This window comes from Micromonospora sp. SD19, assembly GCF_054462275.1.
Genome location: NZ_JBTLMN010000002.1, coordinates 592,583 through 608,990 on the forward strand (window position 1 = coordinate 592,583; position 16,408 = coordinate 608,990).

Consider the following 16,408-nt stretch of genomic DNA (forward strand, 5'->3'; position numbering starts at 1 on the left):
CCCGCCTCAGCGGGCCTCGCGCAGCTCCGCCAGCCGGGCCTCGATCTCGGCCAACTCGGCGCGCAGCTTCTCGGCCTGCTGCTCCGCCTCGGCCCGCTCGGTGCCGAGGATCTGCTCCACCGCCTCCTGCACCCCCGGCACGTCGACCAGGGCCACCATCTTCAACGCCTCGGCCGGCTTCACCACGTACGGCTTCGCCAGGGCCTTGCTGCCCTGCTGCGCCGCGACGGTCCACTCACCGTCGGCGTACGCCAGGGTCACGGTGAGACCCGCGGGGCCCTTCGGCTTGACGGCCTTGACCGCCCGCCGCGCCGGCGGCTTCTCCGTCTGCTCCACCTTCGGCTCCTCCTGTCGCTGCGCGGGCACCCGCGGCGTGTCCAACACGAACTCCGGCGCGGCCACCGCGGGCGGCGTCTCCGGCTCGGGCTCCGGCTTCGGCTCCACCACCCGACGGCCGGCCCCCTTGGGCGCCACGGCCAGGTCGGCGGGGGAGAACGGCAACTCGTCGCGGCCGAAGCGCACCACCACGAACTCGTCGGACACCTCCGGGTCGGTCAGCTCGATCACCTGGCCGACCTGACCGGCGATCTGCCCCGCCGCCGCGGTGAACACCACCCGTGGCTTACGCCCGGCCGCCAACGCCTCCCGGATGCTCTGCACCTCGCTAGTGGACAAACCCTGGCCGGCATCCATCACAACCCTCTTCCGTACACCTGTTTGATTGCTGTCTTGATATCAGCCGGCTGCGACACCCGCCGCACGGGGCTCACGCCCGCTCAGCCGCCCAGCGCCCGCAGCGCCCGGTCCGCGTGGTCGTTCATGCTCACCTCACTGTGGATCACCTCGATGACCCGCCGGTCGGTGCCGATCACGAACGTCATCCGCTTCGTGCTCAACGCCCCCAACGGCAGCCGCCGCTTCACACCGAACTGCTGCGCCACCGTCCCGTCCGCATCCGAGAGCAGCGGATAGTCGAACCCGTGCAGCGTCGAGAACTCGGCCTGCTTCGCCACCGGGTCCCGGCTGATGCCCACCCGCGACGCGCCCACCGCCGTGAACTCCGCCGCGAGGTCGCGGAAGTGGCAGCTCTCCGCAGTGCACCCGCGGGTCATCGCGCCCGGGTAGAAGAACAGCACCACCGGCCCGGTCGCCAGGAACTCCGACAGTCGCCGCGGCGTGCCCGTCTCATCCGGCAGCTCGAAATCCTGCACCACGTCGCCGACACCCACACCCGCCACCGCGCACCTCCATCGTCGGATCGACCGCTGCCCGATCGACCGCGCGGTGAGCGTAAGCGATCACCCCCAGAGCGCCGCCATCTCGTCGGCCTGGGCCCGCCCGGCCGGCGCCGCCGACGTCGGCGCGGAGACCGGCGCCCGCTGCGTGTGACTCTCCTCTCGACGACTGACCCGGGCTGGTCACGGTAGCGTCGGCCCATCCCACCGACAGCCCTGGAGGCACCGTGGCATCCGTCACCGTCATCACCGGCGGCGGCCGGGGCATCGGCGCGGCCACCGCCCGCCGTCTCGCCCACGCCGGTCACCACATCGCCCTGTGCTACCGCCGCGACCACAACGCCGCCGACGCCGTCCTGGCCGACCTGCGGGCCGCCGGCGCACAGGCCATCGCGGTACGGGCCGACACCACCGACCCCGAGCAGGTACGCGCCCTGTTCGACGCGGCCGCCGAGCTGGGCCCGCTCACCGGCCTGGTCAACAACGCCGGCGTCACCAGCCTCATCGGGCCCTTCACCGAGCTGCGCGTCGAGGACCTGCGCCGGGTCGTCGACGTCAACCTCGTCGGCTACGTCCTCTGCGCCCAGCAGGCCGCCCGGCGGCTCAGCGACGGTGGGGCGATCGTCAACGTCTCTTCGGCGGCGGCGACCCTCGGCAGCCCGGGGGAGTACGTGCACTACGCCGCCGTGAAGGCCGCCACCGACACCCTCACCGTCGGCCTGGCCAAGGAACTCGCGCCCAGGGGCATCCGGGTCAACGCCGTCGCCCCCGGCATCGTGCGCACCGACATCCACGCCGACTCCGGGGTGCCCGACCGCGCCGACTCGGCCGTCGGCCGTATCCCACTGGGCCGCGCCGGCGAACCCGACGAGATCGCCGCCGCCATCGCCTGGCTGCTCGGCCCGGACGCCTCGTACGCCACCGGGACCGTGCTGCGCGTCTCCGGCGGCCTCTGACCGCGCTGCGGGGTGCCGTCGCACGGCACCCCGCACGCACCTCAGTGGGTGAACAGCTTCGCCGCGGTGATGACGGTCTGCGCGACCCCGTAGCCGAGCAGCGCCGCCACCACCAACCAGGAGATCCACAACCGGGCCTGCTGCCCGGGACGGCTGTCCTCACTCATCGCGTACCACTCCTCTGCCTCGTCGTGTCCTCGTCCCGGTGCGCCGTCTCGTCGGCGCGCTGATCCGCCGGTGGTTCGTGGTAGCGCTGCGGCACCGGCCGGACCAGCAGGTTCGCCGCAAAGCCCACCGCCAGCACCCCGACCATCGTGAACAGCGCCGGCCGGTACGCCGCGGCCGTCAGCGAGCCCGGCTCGCCCTGCGCGTCGAGGAACCCGTTGACGATCAGCGGACCCGCGATGCCCGCCGCCGACCAGGCGGTCAGCAGCCGCCCGTGGATCGCGCCGACCTGGAAGGTGCCGAACAGGTCACGCAGGTACGCCGGCACCGTCGCGAACCCACCGCCGTAGAACGACAGGATCACGCACGCCAACAGCACGAACAGCGCCGTCGAGGTCTGCCCGACGAGCGCCAGCAGCGCGTACAGCACCATGCCGACACCCAGGTACACCAGGTAGATGGGTTTGCGGCCGATGACGTCCGAGGTGGACGACCACACGAACCGGCCGGCCATGTTGAACAGCGACAGCAGGCCCACGAACCCGCCGGCCGCCGCGACGGTCACCGCCGAGGTGCCGTTGTCGCGGAAGAAGTCCTGGATCATCGGGCTGGCCTGTTCCAGGATTCCGATGCCGGCTGTCACGTTGCAGAACAGCACCACCCACAGCAGCCAGAACGAGCGGGTCTTCACCGCGTTGGCCGCCGACACGTTCGCCGTGGTGACCAGCGGCTTCGCCGCCACGCTCGCCGGGTCGAAACCGTCCGGACGCCAGTCCCGCGCCGGCACCCGCACGTTCGCCACCCCGAACATCATGATCACGAAGTAGCCCAGGCCGAGCGTCACGAACAGCCACACCAGGGCGCTGCCCGAGGCCGTCGACCCGGCGTTGGCCGGGTCGTAGCCGGCGTCGTAGAAGGACAGCAGTTGCCGGGACAGGGGAGAGGCGACCATCGCCCCACCACCGAACCCCATGATCGCCAGCCCGGTGGCCAGGCCCGGCCGGTCCGGGAACCACTTGATCAGGGTGGAGACGGGGGAGATGTAGCCGATGCCCAGGCCGATGCCGCCGAGCAACCCGTAGCCCAGATACAGCAACCACAGTTGCTTCGTGGCGATGCCCAGCGAACCCACCAGGAAACCCGCCGCCCAGAAACAGGCTGAGACGAACATGGCCTTGCGCGGCCCGTTCGCCTCCACCCAGGTCCCGGCGACGGCCGCGGACAACCCGAGCATCACGATCGCGATGCTGAAGATCACCCCGATCGCCGTCTGGCTGGTGTCGAAGTGGGCGATCAGGGAGTTCTTGTAGACGCTGGTGGCGTAGACCTGACCGATGCAGAGGTGGATGGCCAACGCCGCCGGGGGGATGAGCCAGCGGCTGTAGCCGGGCGGCGCGACGGTGTGCCGACGATCGAGTGCGGAAAGCATGCGCTGCTTCCTCTCGGTGAGGACGAGAAACGTCGCCCCCAACGTGCCCAGCGCACTCGTGAGCGGCAAACCTCACCGTCGCCGGACGGTCGCTCCGCTGAGCTGAGCGGTCAGTCAGCCACCCGCGCGCCGCGGCGTCGGCAGCTAGCGCAGGTCCGGGACATGCCAGCCGCCAGCCAGCGCGTCGGCGTCCGCCGGACCCCAGCTGCCCTTCTCGTACGACCGCACGGGCGTCGGCAGATCCAGGATCGGCTCGACGATGCGCCACTCCTGCTCGATCGTCTCGGCCCGCGCGAAGCGCAGGTGCTGCCCGTCCATGGCGTCGTCGAGCAGTCGCTCGTACGCCTCCTGGCGACGACCGAGAGCGGCGCCGAAGTCGACGGACAGGTCCACCGGTCGGCTCGCCACCTCGGCGCCCGGGCTCTTCGCCTGGATCGACATGGTGATGCCGTCACCGCGCCCCAGCCGGAAGCGCAGCAGGTTCGCCGCGGTCGCCGTGCCCCGCTCGGCCGGAATCAGCGAGCGCTGCGGCTGCTTGAACTCGACCACGACCTCCGTCGCCGTCCCCGGCAGGGACTTGCCGGTACGCAGGTAGAACGGCACACCCGCCCAGCGGGGCGAGTCGACGGTCAACCGGGTCGCCACGAACGTCTCGGTGTTGGAATCCGGGGCCACGCCCGGCTCGTCGCGGTAGCCGGCGTACTGCCCCCGGACGGTGGACTGCGGCGACAGCGGCGCGATCTGCCGCAGCACCGCGGCCTCCGCCTCCCGGAACGCCACGGTGTCCTCGCTGGCCGGCGCCTCCATCGCGATGAGCGCGACGACCTGCAGGATGTGGTTCTGCAGCACGTCCCGGGTCGCGCCCACCGTGTCATAGAAGCCGGCCCGACCCTGCGTGCCGAAACCCTCGGCGAGGGTGACCTGGATGTTGTCGATGTGCTCGTTGTTCCACAACGGCTCGAACAGCCGGTTGGCGAACCGGAAGGCGTAGAGCCCCTCGACGGCTTCCTTGCCGAGGTAGTGGTCGATACGGAACACCCGCTCCGGCGCGAAGGCCGCGCCCAGCGTGCGATCCAGCTCGCGGGAGGACTCCAGGTCACGCCCGAACGGCTTCTCCACGATCACCCGGCCCCGGTCGGCCAGACCCACGGCCGCCAGGCCCTCGACGACGGAGCCGAACACCGCCGGAGGGATCGCCAGGTAGAAGACCGGCCGCTCGGCGTCGCGCAGCCGCTCCGCCAGCCGCTCGTACGTCGCCGGGTCGGCGTAGTTGCCGGAGATCATCGAGAGGTTGTCCGCGAGCCGGTCGAAGGTCTCGTCGTCGATCTCGTCGTTGGCCTCGGTGACCGACTTGCGCGCCATGGTGACCAGTTGCTGATCATCCCAGGGGGAGCGGGCCACGCCGATCACCGGGACGTCGAGGCGGTCGCGCCGGGTCAACTCGTACAGCGCCGGGAACAGCTTCTTCGAGACGAGATCTCCCGTGACGCCGAACAGCACTACCGCGTCTGAGCGCATGTGCATGGCACTTCCATTCGATCATGTGCTTCTGATCTTCCGAACGGACAACGGCACGACCCGCCGCGGGAATTCCCCCGCGAGCGGCACACGTGAGGTCGGCGACAACGCTGTCTCGACACGCCCTTACCTTAAGGAAGGTTTACAGTACAGGCAGGGCGCCGGTAGCCTGCGATTCTAATCGACGAAGGTCGATCATGACGAGGCCTGGAGGTACCGTGCGTCGCCGACACACCACACGGCTGCTGGCCATAGCCGCACTCGCGCTCCCACTCACCCTGCCCGCCACACCCGCCCCCGCCGCGGTACCCACCACACCAGCCCGGCAGCTCAGCGACGTTATCCCCGCACCCGTCGAAACCCGACCCGACGCGCACAACGCCTTCCGGATCACCCCGCTGACCGTCATCCGCACCACCCCCGGCTCCACCGCCGCCCGGCAGATCGCCCACCAACTCGCCACCACCCTGCGCCCCGCCACCGGCCACCCCCTGCCCGTCCTGCCCGTACGCTCCACCCCGCTACCCGAGATCGCCCTGCTCATCGAGGGCACCGACGACCGCATCGGCCAGCAGGGCTACCAACTCGACGTCACCCGCCGCGGCGTCACCATCCGCGCCAACACCCCCGCCGGCCTGTTCGCCGGCACCCAGACACTGCGCCAACTGCTCCCCGCCCAGATCGAGGCACCCGACCGGCAGCGCATCACCTGGACAGTCCCCGGCGGACGAATCATCGACTACCCACGCTTCGCCTACCGGGGTGCGATGCTCGACCTCGCCCGGCACTTCCACACAGTGGACGACATCACCGCCTACGTGGACCTGCTCAGCCAGTACAAAATCAACTACCTGCACCTGCACCTGACCGACGACCAGGGCTGGCGCATCCAGATCGACTCCTGGCCCCGCCTCACCACCGTCGGCGGCGGACCCGGCACCGGAGTCGACGGCGCCGGCCCCGGATACCTCACCAAGGCCGACTACCAGGCCGTCGTCGCCTACGCCGCCGCGCGACACATCACGATCATCCCCGAGATCGACATGCCCGGGCACACCAACGCCGCCCAGTCGACATACCCCGAACTCAACTGCGACGGCGTCGCACCGCCCCCGCGCACCGACATGGCGGTCGGCTACAGCTCCCTGTGCATCAACGACGAACTCACCTACCGATTCGTCGAGGACGTCATCCGCGAGGTCGCCGCCATCACCCCCGGACCGTTCCTGCACATTGGCGGCGACGAAGCCCACGCGACCACCGACGAGGACTACCGCACCTTCATGAACCGGGTCCTGCCCCTGGTCGCCAAGTACGGCAAACGCGCCTCCGGATGGAACGAGATCACCCAGGCCGACCCGCCCACCGACGCTGTCGCCCAGTTCTGGGGCACCGGCACCACCAACGCCAGCCTCGCCGCGGCCGCCGCCCGCGGCAACAAAATCATCATGTCCCCGGCCAACAAGGCCTACCTGGACATGAAGTACGACGCCAACACCCGCCTCGGCCTCCGCTGGGCCGGCCTGATCGAGGTGTCCGACGCGTACGGCTGGGACCCCGCCACCCGGGTCACCGGCGTCGGCGAGAACGCCATCCTCGGCGTCGAGGCACCCCTGTGGTCCGAAACCCTGCGCACCCTCGATGACATCGAATACATGGCCTTCCCCCGCCTACCCGCGATCGCCGAACTCGGCTGGTCCACCTCCGCCAGCCACGACTGGGAATCGTTCCGAACCCGGCTGGGGGAGCAGGCACCCCGCTGGCGACTGCAACAGGTCGACTTCTACCCGTCCCCACAGGTGCCCTGGCGCTGAGCCGTACCGCGCCGCTGTTGGTGGGCACCGGCCGTTTCGGCCGGTGCCCACCAACGACCAGCGACCACAGACGGTGCCCAACACCGGGGTCCAGAGCCGGCCCCTCGACCTCGACGGCGCGCGGGCCGGCCACCGCCCATGAGACGGTGAAGCAGCCAACCACCGCCGACTCCAGCAAGGACCCCGCCATGAACCTGGCGTTCGACCAATCAGCGGACACTGGACCAGCGGTGGTGTGCCTACCGATGTTCAGCATGAGCCGCGCCGCCACGGCCGCCGCCCTCAGCCCCGCCCTCGCCGGCGCGGGCCTCCGCGAGATCTACCTGGACCTGCCCGGCCACGGAGACACCCCCGCACACTGCCCACCCACCTCCCAGGCGACGCTGGACACCGTCTGCGCCTGGCTCGACCAGCACCTCGACGCGCCAGCCCTGCTCGCCGGCAGCTCCTACGGCGCGTACCTGGCCGCCGGCATCGCCCGCCAACGACCCGACCTCGTCCGCGGCCTGCTCCTCGTCTGCCCCGGCGTCACCATCGCCCGCCACACCCGGACCCTGCCCGCCGACCCACCACTCGACGCACCCACCGGCTGGCTCGACGACGCCCCCGCCGCCCTGCACGAACACCTCGACGCCGCACTGGGCCACCGCACCCCGGCCGTCGTCGCGACGGTGCTGGCGGCACTGAACTCCGGCGGCCCCGGCGACCCGGCCTTCCAAGAGAAACTCCAGACCGGGCCCGGCTACGCGCTACCCGACGAGGAGGCCGACGTCGTCTTCGACGGCCCGGTCAGCGTGATCACCGGCCGGCAGGACCGCATCATCGGCTACGCCGACCAGTTCCGCGCCATGCGCCACTACCCGCGCGGCACCTACACCGTGATCGACACAGCCGGGCACTACCTGCCGTACGAACAACCCGCCCTGCTGCGATCGCTCACCCAGGACTGGCTGCACCGCACCCGAGACTGAGACGCGTCAGTGGGGGAGCGGACCCCGCCCACGAGGCCACGGGGTTCGCTCAGCCTCGGAACACTCAACCGACGCGTTTGATGCGCACCCCGTCCGGGGGCGCGGTATCGGCGAGCGTGACGCGTCGCGCGAGATGCACGGTCAGGCGTTTTCCGTGTAGCGGTGTCAGATCGAGTCCGGGCGCCGAGTCCCCGATCCAGAGGTTCTTGAGCGCTGGCAGACCGACGAGCGGAGCGAGGTCGAACACGTGTTCGCTGTTGCCGATGCTCAGCCAGCCCAGGTGAGGCAGCCCGGCCAAGGGGCTCAGATCGGTGACGGGCGTCCCGTCAATCACCAGCTCGGTCAGGGTGTCGATTGCGGCCAGCGGGGCCAGGTCAGACAGCCACGCGCAAGCGCTCAGCGCTAGATACGCAACTTTCAGCTGCCGGAGTTTCACCGCCAGCTCACGAACTCCACCAACAGGCCCCACATCGCTGTAGATCGCCAACTGCGTCAGCTTCTGCAGAGGATCGAGCATCGCCGGATCCCACAGCGAGGCTGGACTGAAATTCAGATATCTCAGCGTGTGGAGCTCAGCGAGATGACCTGCGCTGAGCTCCACGCCATTCACAGTGAGCCATTCCAGCTGCCTCAAACAGGTGAGGGCGGTGAGGTCCTGGTGAGGTGCGAGGCCCCACAAGGACAGGTAGGCGAGTTTGCGCAATTTTCGCAGCGAGGAGAGGTTCAACAGTTGCTGATCGGCGCGCAACCATATGACCTCCAGCTCGAGGTGCCTGGCTAGCTGCCCAAGGTCGCCAACGATCCCTCTCGCGGTCAGGTGAACTTCGGTCAGGTGCGGCACAGCAGACAGCTGGGCCAGGTCCACCTTCTCGTCGCTGCGGATGACCGTCTTGGTGAGGTGGCGCAGCCGGGGCAGCGCGGGGAGCAGGGCTGCGCTGCGGATCGTCACCTCGCCACCCTCAAGAGGGGCGTCAGCGAGGACCCGGTCGGCGTAGTCGGCGGGGTCGAAGTACTCCCACGCCGTGATGAGCTGCTGCTGGACGCGAGGTCGCGGGTCGGTGCCGTAGCGGGCGAGGGTGGCGAGCGCATCGGGACCGTTGACCAGCGCCACAGCCCTGACCGTGGCGGCGGCCTGGGCCTCACTCAACGTGCTGAGATCCGCCGGCAGCTCGGCGAGCAGCGGTTCTCCCACGGCCGCCAGGGACCGGGCCTCGGCAACGGACCGGGGCAGCAGCTCACGCAGGTGGGAACGGATCCGGCCAAGGACTTCCGGCTCGACCGCTGGCGCGGTTTCCAGGCACGCCGCGGCGAGCAGCCGCAACCTTCGGGCCTGCTTCGGTCGCTCGTCGGCGAGCGCGAGCAGACCGGCGAGGAGCTGCCTGCGGACCGGCGCGTTGGCGTGACCGGCGGCCAGAATGATGGTTTCGCGCCAGGTGTCGAGATGGGCGTGCTCAAGGAGGGCACCGGTGTGCCCCTGGTCGGCGGCCTCCCGGGCAGCCAGGTATTCCTGAAAGGTGCGATGGACGAAGTCGATGCGGTCGGGCACCGGCTCACGCAGGACCCCACTGCGTTGGATCATGTGCTCGAGCACGGCGGCGACGGGGGCGGTGATGTGCCGGATCCCAGCCAACCGATGCGCGAAGCGCTGCGTCGCCTCGGCGCGGGTGAGCTCGGTGCGGCTGTTCTGGGTCATCCACCAGGCGACCTCCTGCAACAGCTGCGCCTGGTCGCGGCTGGTCAGTTCCGGCAGCGCGGTGGGAACTCCACGTTGGGAGTCGCGGCGGTGCAGCAGCATGTCGATGGCAGCCTGGTAGATGTCCATCCGGTTGCGGGGCAGGTTGCTGTCCCGGTCCAGGTTCAGCGCGCACAGCATCGCGCAGAGCAGCGGGCTGCCGGCGAGGTTCTGCAGGTGGGCGCTGCCGTCGAGCTGGGCGAGCAGCCGCTGTTCGTAGCCGGGCAGCAGATGGGGTTCGCAGGGCAGGTCGGCGGCGCGCCGGACGGCCTCGTGCCAGTGCCGGATCAGCGCCTTGACGTCGGCCGGCCCCATCCGCTCCAGAAACACCGAGGTGAAACCTTCGGTGTTCAGCCACCGGGCCGACGCGGCAGCCGGCCGGGAGGTGACCACGACCCGCAGGTCCGGGTAGGCGGACAGCAGGCCGTGCAGCCAGTCACGGACCGTCCGCCGTTGGCCCTCGGGCACCTCGTCGACGCCGTCGACCAACAGGATCGCCCCGGTGCCGAGTTGGCGGTGCACCCAGCCGGGAGGCATCAGCCCGGCGATCGTGGCGGCGATCAGGTCGAGGAACCGTTGCGGGGGAGGCAATGGCTGCGCGACGTGGTCCCGCAGCCGGATCAGGAACGGGGTACGCCCGTTCCAGGTGTCGAGTTCTCCGGTGAACCCGTGCCGGGCCGCGGTGACCGCGATCCACTGCATCAGAGTGGTCTTGCCGGAGCCGGCGTCACCACGCAGCAGGACCCGCGCCGCGTCGCCAAGGGCCTGCTCGGCCCGTACCGAAGCGCTGTCACCACCACCGCCGTCGGAGCGCAGCAGGCCGGGACCCCAGCGGAACCCACTGCGGCGCAGGCCACGGGTGGTGCCGCCGGTGACGGCCAGGCTGATGTACGCGATGCTCAACGGGGTACGCAACCGGTAGCGGTGCACGTCGACGCCGAACAGCTCCAGATGATCCAGCACGGTGAGCAGGTGGGCCAGGTACCGGGTCCGGAACTGGGCGTCATGACTGGTCCCGGTCGGGGCGTCCAGACTGGTCACCGGCAGCCGGGCCAGGACCTGGGTCAGGCTGTCGGCCACCGCGGACAGCCGTTCCAGGGTCTGCACGGTGGCGCGACCCTGGAACGGGGGGAGTTGCACCACCAACTGGGTCAGGCAGGTGCAGCACTCGTCGAGGACCCGTCCGTACAGGTGTGCTGCCGCCTCGCTCAGACCCGCCCGCGCGGGAACGTCGGGCAGTTGCCGGCGCAGTCGGGTGGCCATCAGTGCGGGGTCGACGTCGTCGGCGAACACCGCGGCGTCGGACAGGTCCGCGTCGCGCAGCGTGTCGGCCACCGCGTTCAGGGCGGCGGCGATCTCGTTGTCGGGCAGCGCCGGCTCCCGGCGGCGAACCAGTGGCTGCAGGCGTTCGTAGACGGTGTCGACGATGTCGTCCAACCGCCGGCCCGCCCGGCGCAGGCCGAGGTCATCGGTGATCCCGGAGCCGATCAGCTCGATGAGCGGCGTCTCACGTTCCCGGTGTTCCCGGCGGCGTCCCAGCCACCGTTTCACTGCCGGTGTCACCACCGAGCCGGCCAGGCGCAGCAACGCCGTCTCGACCATCCCCACGCCGCGTCTCCTCCTGGTCTGCTGTGAGGTCTGACTGGTGCGCGTGCCAACAGTTCACGAGACAGCGACCACTGATGACGCTACGTCGTGCGGGGATTCATGGCTGTCCCCTGTCCAGCCGTTCCCACCGCGATTCGATAATGCACATTATGTAAAGTACCGTTATCTGACGGTCCCCTCGGCAGTGGTCACTCGCGGGTCAGTCCGGGCGGGCACGCGTCCTCGTCCAGGCTGACGGGGCGCGCGGCGACCAGCGGATTGCGCTGCAGGCGGGCAACCACAGCGGCGCTGGCGCCGAAGTCGGTCCAGGTGTCGTCCCACAGCGCGGAGACGAGCCAGGAGCGATCCGCCGGAAAAAACAGATCCGGCAGCGGGCCATCGCCGCGCATGTGACCGACCCTCCAGGTCAGTGCCTGTTCAGGTCCGGCTTCGACCAGCACGTACGGATAGTCCGAGTAGAGCGACACCCTCGGGGCGCGCGGGAAGACGACGTCGTGGGCGCCGGTGTCGAGGTAGCCCAGCCACCAGGGTTGGTCCGGGGTGCACGCGACCAACTCGTCCACCACGGCACGTTCGTGGGCGGCGAAACCGACGCCGTCGGGCGGATGGAACGTGGCGTACGCGTCGAACACCGGCGGGATCGCGGCGGTGATCGAGAGGCCCTGCGTGGTCTGCCCGGCGAACCAGGCGACGTCGCCGGCGGTGCCGATCCGCCAGCGGCGCCCGTCCTTGTCGACCTCTTTGAGTGGCGTCACGGTCGATGCGTCCGCGCCGGGCTGCCTGATGAGGCCCGGCGACGCGTAGCGAGCCCACCCGGGTCGTCCGGCGGCCCGCCACTGGTGCCCTTCGGGGCAGATCAGGCCGCCCGGCTCCCGGTAGGCGGTGGCCGTACCGGGCCGACCACAGCGCGGGCAGGTGGTGACGGGCGACGTCATGCCGCGCAGGATACGGGCTCCTCGATCGACTTCACTCGGTTTCGCCCGCAGCGGCCGGCGGTGGGTAACGCCGGTCGGCTGCTGTCGAGGGTTCTACAGCGTCGGCACCTGCCCTGGGTGGGTCGGCTCCCCCTCGCCCGGCGGTCGTCCGCCGCCACTTCCCGGGAACGCGAAAATGCTGCATAATATCCCTTATGCATGACAAAAAGGACGAATCGCTCGGAGTGCTGATCGAGGAGTTCCTGACCGCTCGCGCCACCGGCAAGCCCTCCCCCCACACCCTGGCTGCCTATCGTCGGGACCTGTACGCGGTGGCCGCCCTGGTCGCCGACGGTGACGCCACTCCCCTCCCCCTCGACGAGCTGTTGATCACCGACCTCTCCCCCCGCGTCATGCGGGCGGCCTTCGCCCGCTTCGCCGCTCCCCGGGCGCCCGCGTCGGTGCACCGGGCCTGGTCCACCTGGAACAGTTTCTTCACCTTCCTGGTCGCCGACGGGGTGGTGGCGGGCAACCCGATGCCGGCGGTCGGACGGCCCCGGGCGCTCCTCCCCCAGCCGAAGCCGCTGCGCGGCGCGGACACCCCCGAGGTGCTGCTCGCGGCGGTCGCCCGCGACGACGGCCGGCAGCGTGACCCGTGGCCGGAGCGGGACGTGGCGGTGCTGGCGGTGGCGCTGTGCGCGGGGCTGCGCCTGTCGGAGCTGCTGGCGTTGCGGGTCGGCTCGCTGGCGGGTCGGCCTGGTGAGCGGCGCATCGAGGTGCTCGGCAAGGGTGGGCGGCCCCGGGTGGTGCCGATCGAGGCGGACCTGGACCGGGTGCTGCGGGACTACCTGGACAGTCGGGTGCGGCGCTTCGGTTCGCGGTCGGTGCGGCCGGACTCGGCGTTGTTGGTGGATCGGCGTGGTGAGCCGCTGCGCCGGGGTGGGCTGCAGTATCTGGTGGAGTCGTGTTTTCGGCGGGCGGGCGTCGGTGACCGGGTGCCGCGGGGAGCGCGGTTGCACGCGTTGCGGCACACCTTCGCGACCCGGTTGGCCGAGGACGGGGCGAGCGCGGCGGAGATCATGCGGTTGCTGGGGCACGCGTCGTTGGCGTCGTCGCAGACGTACATCGAGGTGACGGCCGTTCAGCAGCGCGACGCGGTGCGGGCCAACCGCACCAACCGGGCGTTGGCCGCGCTGGTGCCGGTGCGGGAGGAGCGGTGAGCGCGGTCAGTGGGCCCGCTCGTCGGTGTCGCCGGCGGTTTTGGGCAGTGCGCCGAGGACCGCGTTGATGATGTGGATGCGGGCGTTGGTGGCCCGGTAGTCGGCGCACACGGCGTCGGCCCGGTCGGCGAGGCGGGCGGTGGGTCCGGTGCGGGCGACGGTGACGGTGGTGCCGTCGAGGGTGGTGGTGGTGCCGGCGGTCACCAGGTCGTCGATGGTGTGGGTTCCGGTGATCAGGTGTGCCTTGAGCAGGGTGCGGAGCTGGTCGGTGTGGCGGGTCATCAGGTCGTCCCAGTTGTCCTCGGAGAACATGGCGGCGAAGGCGTCGTCGGAGGGGGCGAGGATGGTGACGTCGGTGCCGGTGGGCAGGTCGGTGAGGGCGCCGCTGGTGCGCAGGGCCGCTTCGAACGTGGTGAGGGTGGGGATCCACCGCAGTGCCTGGTCGACGGGTTGGTCGGCGAGGAAGCTCGGGTTGCCGGGGTCGGTGCCGGTGGGCAGGGCGGCGCAGAGCGGCCCGGTGACCTGGGTGGCGCTGGTGGTGTCGCGCGGTGGCTTCGGGTCCGTTGTGGTGGTGCAGGCGACCGGGGTCAGCAGCAGGACCACGGCAACCAGGTGCAGAGCGCGGGACGGGTTCGACACGGCGGGCTCCACGGGTCGGGGTTGGGGGGTGGGGTGTGCCGGCGGTGCGGGGCGTGGTGGCCTCGCACCGCCGGCACGCCGGCTCGGCTAGCTGATGGTCACAGTGCCGCGCACTGGTTGGTGCGCGGGCCGTGCACGGTGTTGGCGACGCCGAGGTTGGTCGGGGCGGTGCTGTTCGCGGTGCAGTTGAGCGGGCCGCGGATGGTGTTGCCGGCGAGCAGTGCCGCGGTGGTGCCGGTGGTGTTGCCGGTCAGGCTGGCCGGGCCGGCGATGGTGACGTCGATGATGGAGATCGCGTTGGTGGTGGTGATCTGCAGCGGGCCGTTGACGGTGCTGTCGGCGAGGACGACGCCGGCGGCGCGGTTGGCGCTGACGGGTCCGCTGATTGTCGTTGCGGTCGCGACGAGTGCCGCGCCGGGCTGGACGGTGACGGGGCCGTTGATGGTGGCGTCGGCGGCGCAGGTGAAGCCGGTGACGGTCAGTGGTCCGTTGCGTCGGCCGGTGAGGGTGGGGTAGACGCGTTCGCCGTCGGTCAGCTTCTCGACGCCCTGGGTGTCGAGCAGCAGCGGGATGAGGCCGCGTTCGGGCTGGTTGAGGGGGACGTAGTAGCCGTCGTTGGTCTTGATGACCTGCCAGCCGTGTGCGGCGATGCGCTGGGCGACGGTGGTGCCGACGCCGCCTGGTCCGTCGGTGCGTGCGCCGTTGTACTGCTCGTCGGTGAGCTTGTAGGCGCAGGGGGCGTTGTCGAGGATGAGGTCGGCGCGGGGGGCGTCGAGCGGCGGCGGGCTGTCGCCGGGGTGCGGGGCGGGGTGGGCGGGGATGGGTCGGGAGCCGCGGAAGACGAGGCGGCCGGTGTTGGCGGCCTGGATTTCGATGGACTCGGCGCGGGAGGTGAGGATGTCGTTGCGGTCGGCGCGGTGGTAGTCCAGGAACTGGTGGAAGGTCCACAGGGCCGAGTAGGTCTTGCGGCGTCGGTTGTTGGCGGTGTTGCCCTCGTCGGGTCGGGTCTGTCCGCCGGAGCTGCGCAGTTCCAGCAGGGAGTTGGCGACGTTCTTGAGGCCGAGGGTGTTGCGCAGGATGGTTTCCTCGCTGAGGCCGACGTTGCCGCCGCCTTCGCAGCCGTAGGGGCAGGCCCACCAGCCGGCTTCGGCGCCCTTGGTGTACATGTGGCCTTCGATCATGTCCTGGGACTGGTCGAAGATGGGTTGGGCGACGTTCTGGTGTCGGGGTGGCAGCATCGGCAGGTCGCCGGCGCGGGAGTTGCCGAACTCGTGGCCGTCGTAGCCGGCGACGGGTCGGTAGTCGCGGACCATCTTGATGTACGCGGCGGTTTCCGGCTGGCGGATCAGTGAGTAGTCGCGGTTGAGGTCCTGGCCGGTGGAGTTGCCGCGGGTGTTGTTGGCGCGGCCGTCGCCGTTGATGGTGGGGACGATCAGGACGGTGGTGTGGCTGAGCAGGTCGGTGATGCGGGGGTCGGTGCTGAAGGCGAGTTGCCGGGCCATGATGAGGCAGGCTTCGCGGTCGCCCGGTTCGTTGCCGTGCACGTTGCAGTTGATGGCCACGGGTGCGGTGGCGGCGACGGCCTCTGGGGTGGTCGCGGGGGTGGGGTAACCGATGACCAGCATGTTGATCGGTCGGTTCTGGACGGTGCGGCCGAGTTCGACGACGCGGACGCGGTCGCTGAGGGCGTCGATGGCGGCGGTGTAGGCGTACTCGTCGGTGTCGCTGGTGTACTGGGCGGCGTGGGCGGTTTCCCACTGGGTGCGCAGTTGCTCGCCGGGGGTGTCGGGGTTGCCCCAGGGTGCGGTGGTGGTGGCGACGACCGGGTCGGAGTAGGGCTGTTCGGTGGTGCCGGCGCGGGCGCGTACCCGCCACTGGAAGGTGTCGCCGGGGTTGAATCCGGCGTCGGCGAAGGTGGGTGCCTGTTGGTTGATCTGGCGGTTGGGGCGCCAGATGCCGACGATGGTGGGTGCGCCGGTGGGGGTGCCGGTGGCGTCGACGGCGGTGCGTTCGATCTGGTAGTCGGTTGCCCCGTCGACGGGTTGCCAGGCGAGGGTGGCGTACCCGTCGGCTTGGCGGATGGTGAGGTTGGTGACCTGGTTGGGTGCTGCCGCGCTCTGGGCGTTGGCGGGGGTGGGTGCGGTGGTGAGGGTGAGGGTGAGGAGTGTGGCTACGGCGATCGCTAGGGGTCGCTGGTGTCGCATGTG

At 70.5% G+C, this 16,408-nt stretch carries 13 protein-coding genes; 4 read left to right on the forward strand and 9 right to left on the reverse strand.

What is annotated here, in order from left to right; genetic code table 11:
- Positions 1 to 6 precede the first annotated feature (6 nt).
- Positions 7 to 693 (reverse strand): hypothetical protein, encoded by a 687-nt coding sequence (locus ACX27O_RS09890; RefSeq protein ID WP_210858943.1) that lies wholly within the window; start codon positions 691 to 693, stop codon positions 7 to 9.
- 83 nt (positions 694 to 776) lie between these two features.
- On the reverse strand, positions 777 to 1,238 hold the full coding sequence (locus tag ACX27O_RS09895; RefSeq protein ID WP_030327675.1) for a peroxiredoxin: 462 nt from the start codon (positions 1,236 to 1,238) through the stop codon (positions 777 to 779).
- Positions 1,239 to 1,462: 224 nt separating this feature from the next.
- Here ACX27O_RS09895 and ACX27O_RS09900 point away from each other — a divergent pair, with 224 nt between their 5' ends.
- Entirely contained in the window at positions 1,463 to 2,191 is a 729-nt protein-coding gene (locus ACX27O_RS09900) for an SDR family NAD(P)-dependent oxidoreductase (protein WP_458939317.1), read from the forward strand.
- A gap of 41 nt (positions 2,192 to 2,232) precedes the next feature.
- Here ACX27O_RS09900 and ACX27O_RS09905 read toward each other — a convergent pair whose 3' ends face one another.
- From ACX27O_RS09905 to zwf, 3 genes are all read right to left on the reverse strand, one after another.
- The gene (locus tag ACX27O_RS09905) at positions 2,233 to 2,358 is read right to left on the reverse strand and encodes an MFS transporter small subunit (protein ID WP_256443348.1); all 126 of its coding nucleotides are present in this window, start codon (positions 2,356 to 2,358) and stop codon (positions 2,233 to 2,235) included.
- Positions 2,355 to 3,785, reverse strand: a complete 1,431-nt coding sequence (locus ACX27O_RS09910; protein WP_358126240.1) for an OFA family MFS transporter — start codon at positions 3,783 to 3,785, stop codon at positions 2,355 to 2,357. The genes ACX27O_RS09905 and ACX27O_RS09910 overlap by 4 nt, the downstream gene beginning before the upstream one ends.
- 144 nt (positions 3,786 to 3,929) lie before the next feature.
- Complete coding sequence (zwf, locus tag ACX27O_RS09915) at positions 3,930 to 5,309, reverse strand: glucose-6-phosphate dehydrogenase (RefSeq protein ID WP_210859141.1); 1,380 nt, start codon at positions 5,307 to 5,309, stop codon at positions 3,930 to 3,932.
- A 212-nt stretch (positions 5,310 to 5,521) separates the two neighbouring features.
- On the opposite strand from zwf, the gene ACX27O_RS09920 reads away from it, so the two are divergent.
- On the forward strand, positions 5,522 to 7,117 hold the full coding sequence (locus ACX27O_RS09920; RefSeq protein ID WP_458939318.1) for a beta-N-acetylhexosaminidase: 1,596 nt from the start codon (positions 5,522 to 5,524) through the stop codon (positions 7,115 to 7,117).
- A 146-nt stretch (positions 7,118 to 7,263) separates the two neighbouring features.
- Entirely contained in the window at positions 7,264 to 8,088 is an 825-nt protein-coding gene (locus ACX27O_RS09925) for an alpha/beta fold hydrolase (protein WP_309140755.1), read from the forward strand.
- A gap of 64 nt (positions 8,089 to 8,152) precedes the next feature.
- Here the strand turns inward: ACX27O_RS09925 and ACX27O_RS09930 are convergent, their stop codons facing one another.
- Positions 8,153 to 11,422, reverse strand: coding sequence for an NACHT domain-containing protein (locus ACX27O_RS09930; protein WP_458939469.1), 3,270 nt, complete (start codon positions 11,420 to 11,422; stop codon positions 8,153 to 8,155).
- Positions 11,423 to 11,616: 194 nt separating this feature from the next.
- Positions 11,617 to 12,363, reverse strand: a complete 747-nt coding sequence (locus ACX27O_RS09935) for a hypothetical protein (RefSeq protein ID WP_458939319.1) — start codon at positions 12,361 to 12,363, stop codon at positions 11,617 to 11,619.
- Between the two features lie 194 nt (positions 12,364 to 12,557).
- On the opposite strand from ACX27O_RS09935, the gene ACX27O_RS09940 reads away from it, so the two are divergent.
- Positions 12,558 to 13,562 carry a tyrosine-type recombinase/integrase gene (locus ACX27O_RS09940; protein WP_210861650.1) on the forward strand — a complete coding sequence of 335 codons (1,005 nt, stop codon included), beginning with the start codon at positions 12,558 to 12,560 and terminating at the stop codon, positions 13,560 to 13,562.
- A 6-nt stretch (positions 13,563 to 13,568) separates the two neighbouring features.
- Here the strand turns inward: ACX27O_RS09940 and ACX27O_RS09945 are convergent, their stop codons facing one another.
- Positions 13,569 to 14,201, reverse strand: a complete 633-nt coding sequence (locus ACX27O_RS09945; RefSeq protein WP_210861647.1) for a fasciclin domain-containing protein — start codon at positions 14,199 to 14,201, stop codon at positions 13,569 to 13,571.
- 98 nt (positions 14,202 to 14,299) lie between these two features.
- The gene (locus ACX27O_RS09950; RefSeq protein ID WP_387221239.1) at positions 14,300 to 16,405 is read right to left on the reverse strand and encodes a M14 family zinc carboxypeptidase; all 2,106 of its coding nucleotides are present in this window, start codon (positions 16,403 to 16,405) and stop codon (positions 14,300 to 14,302) included.
- Between the last annotated feature and the right edge of the window lie 3 nt (positions 16,406 to 16,408).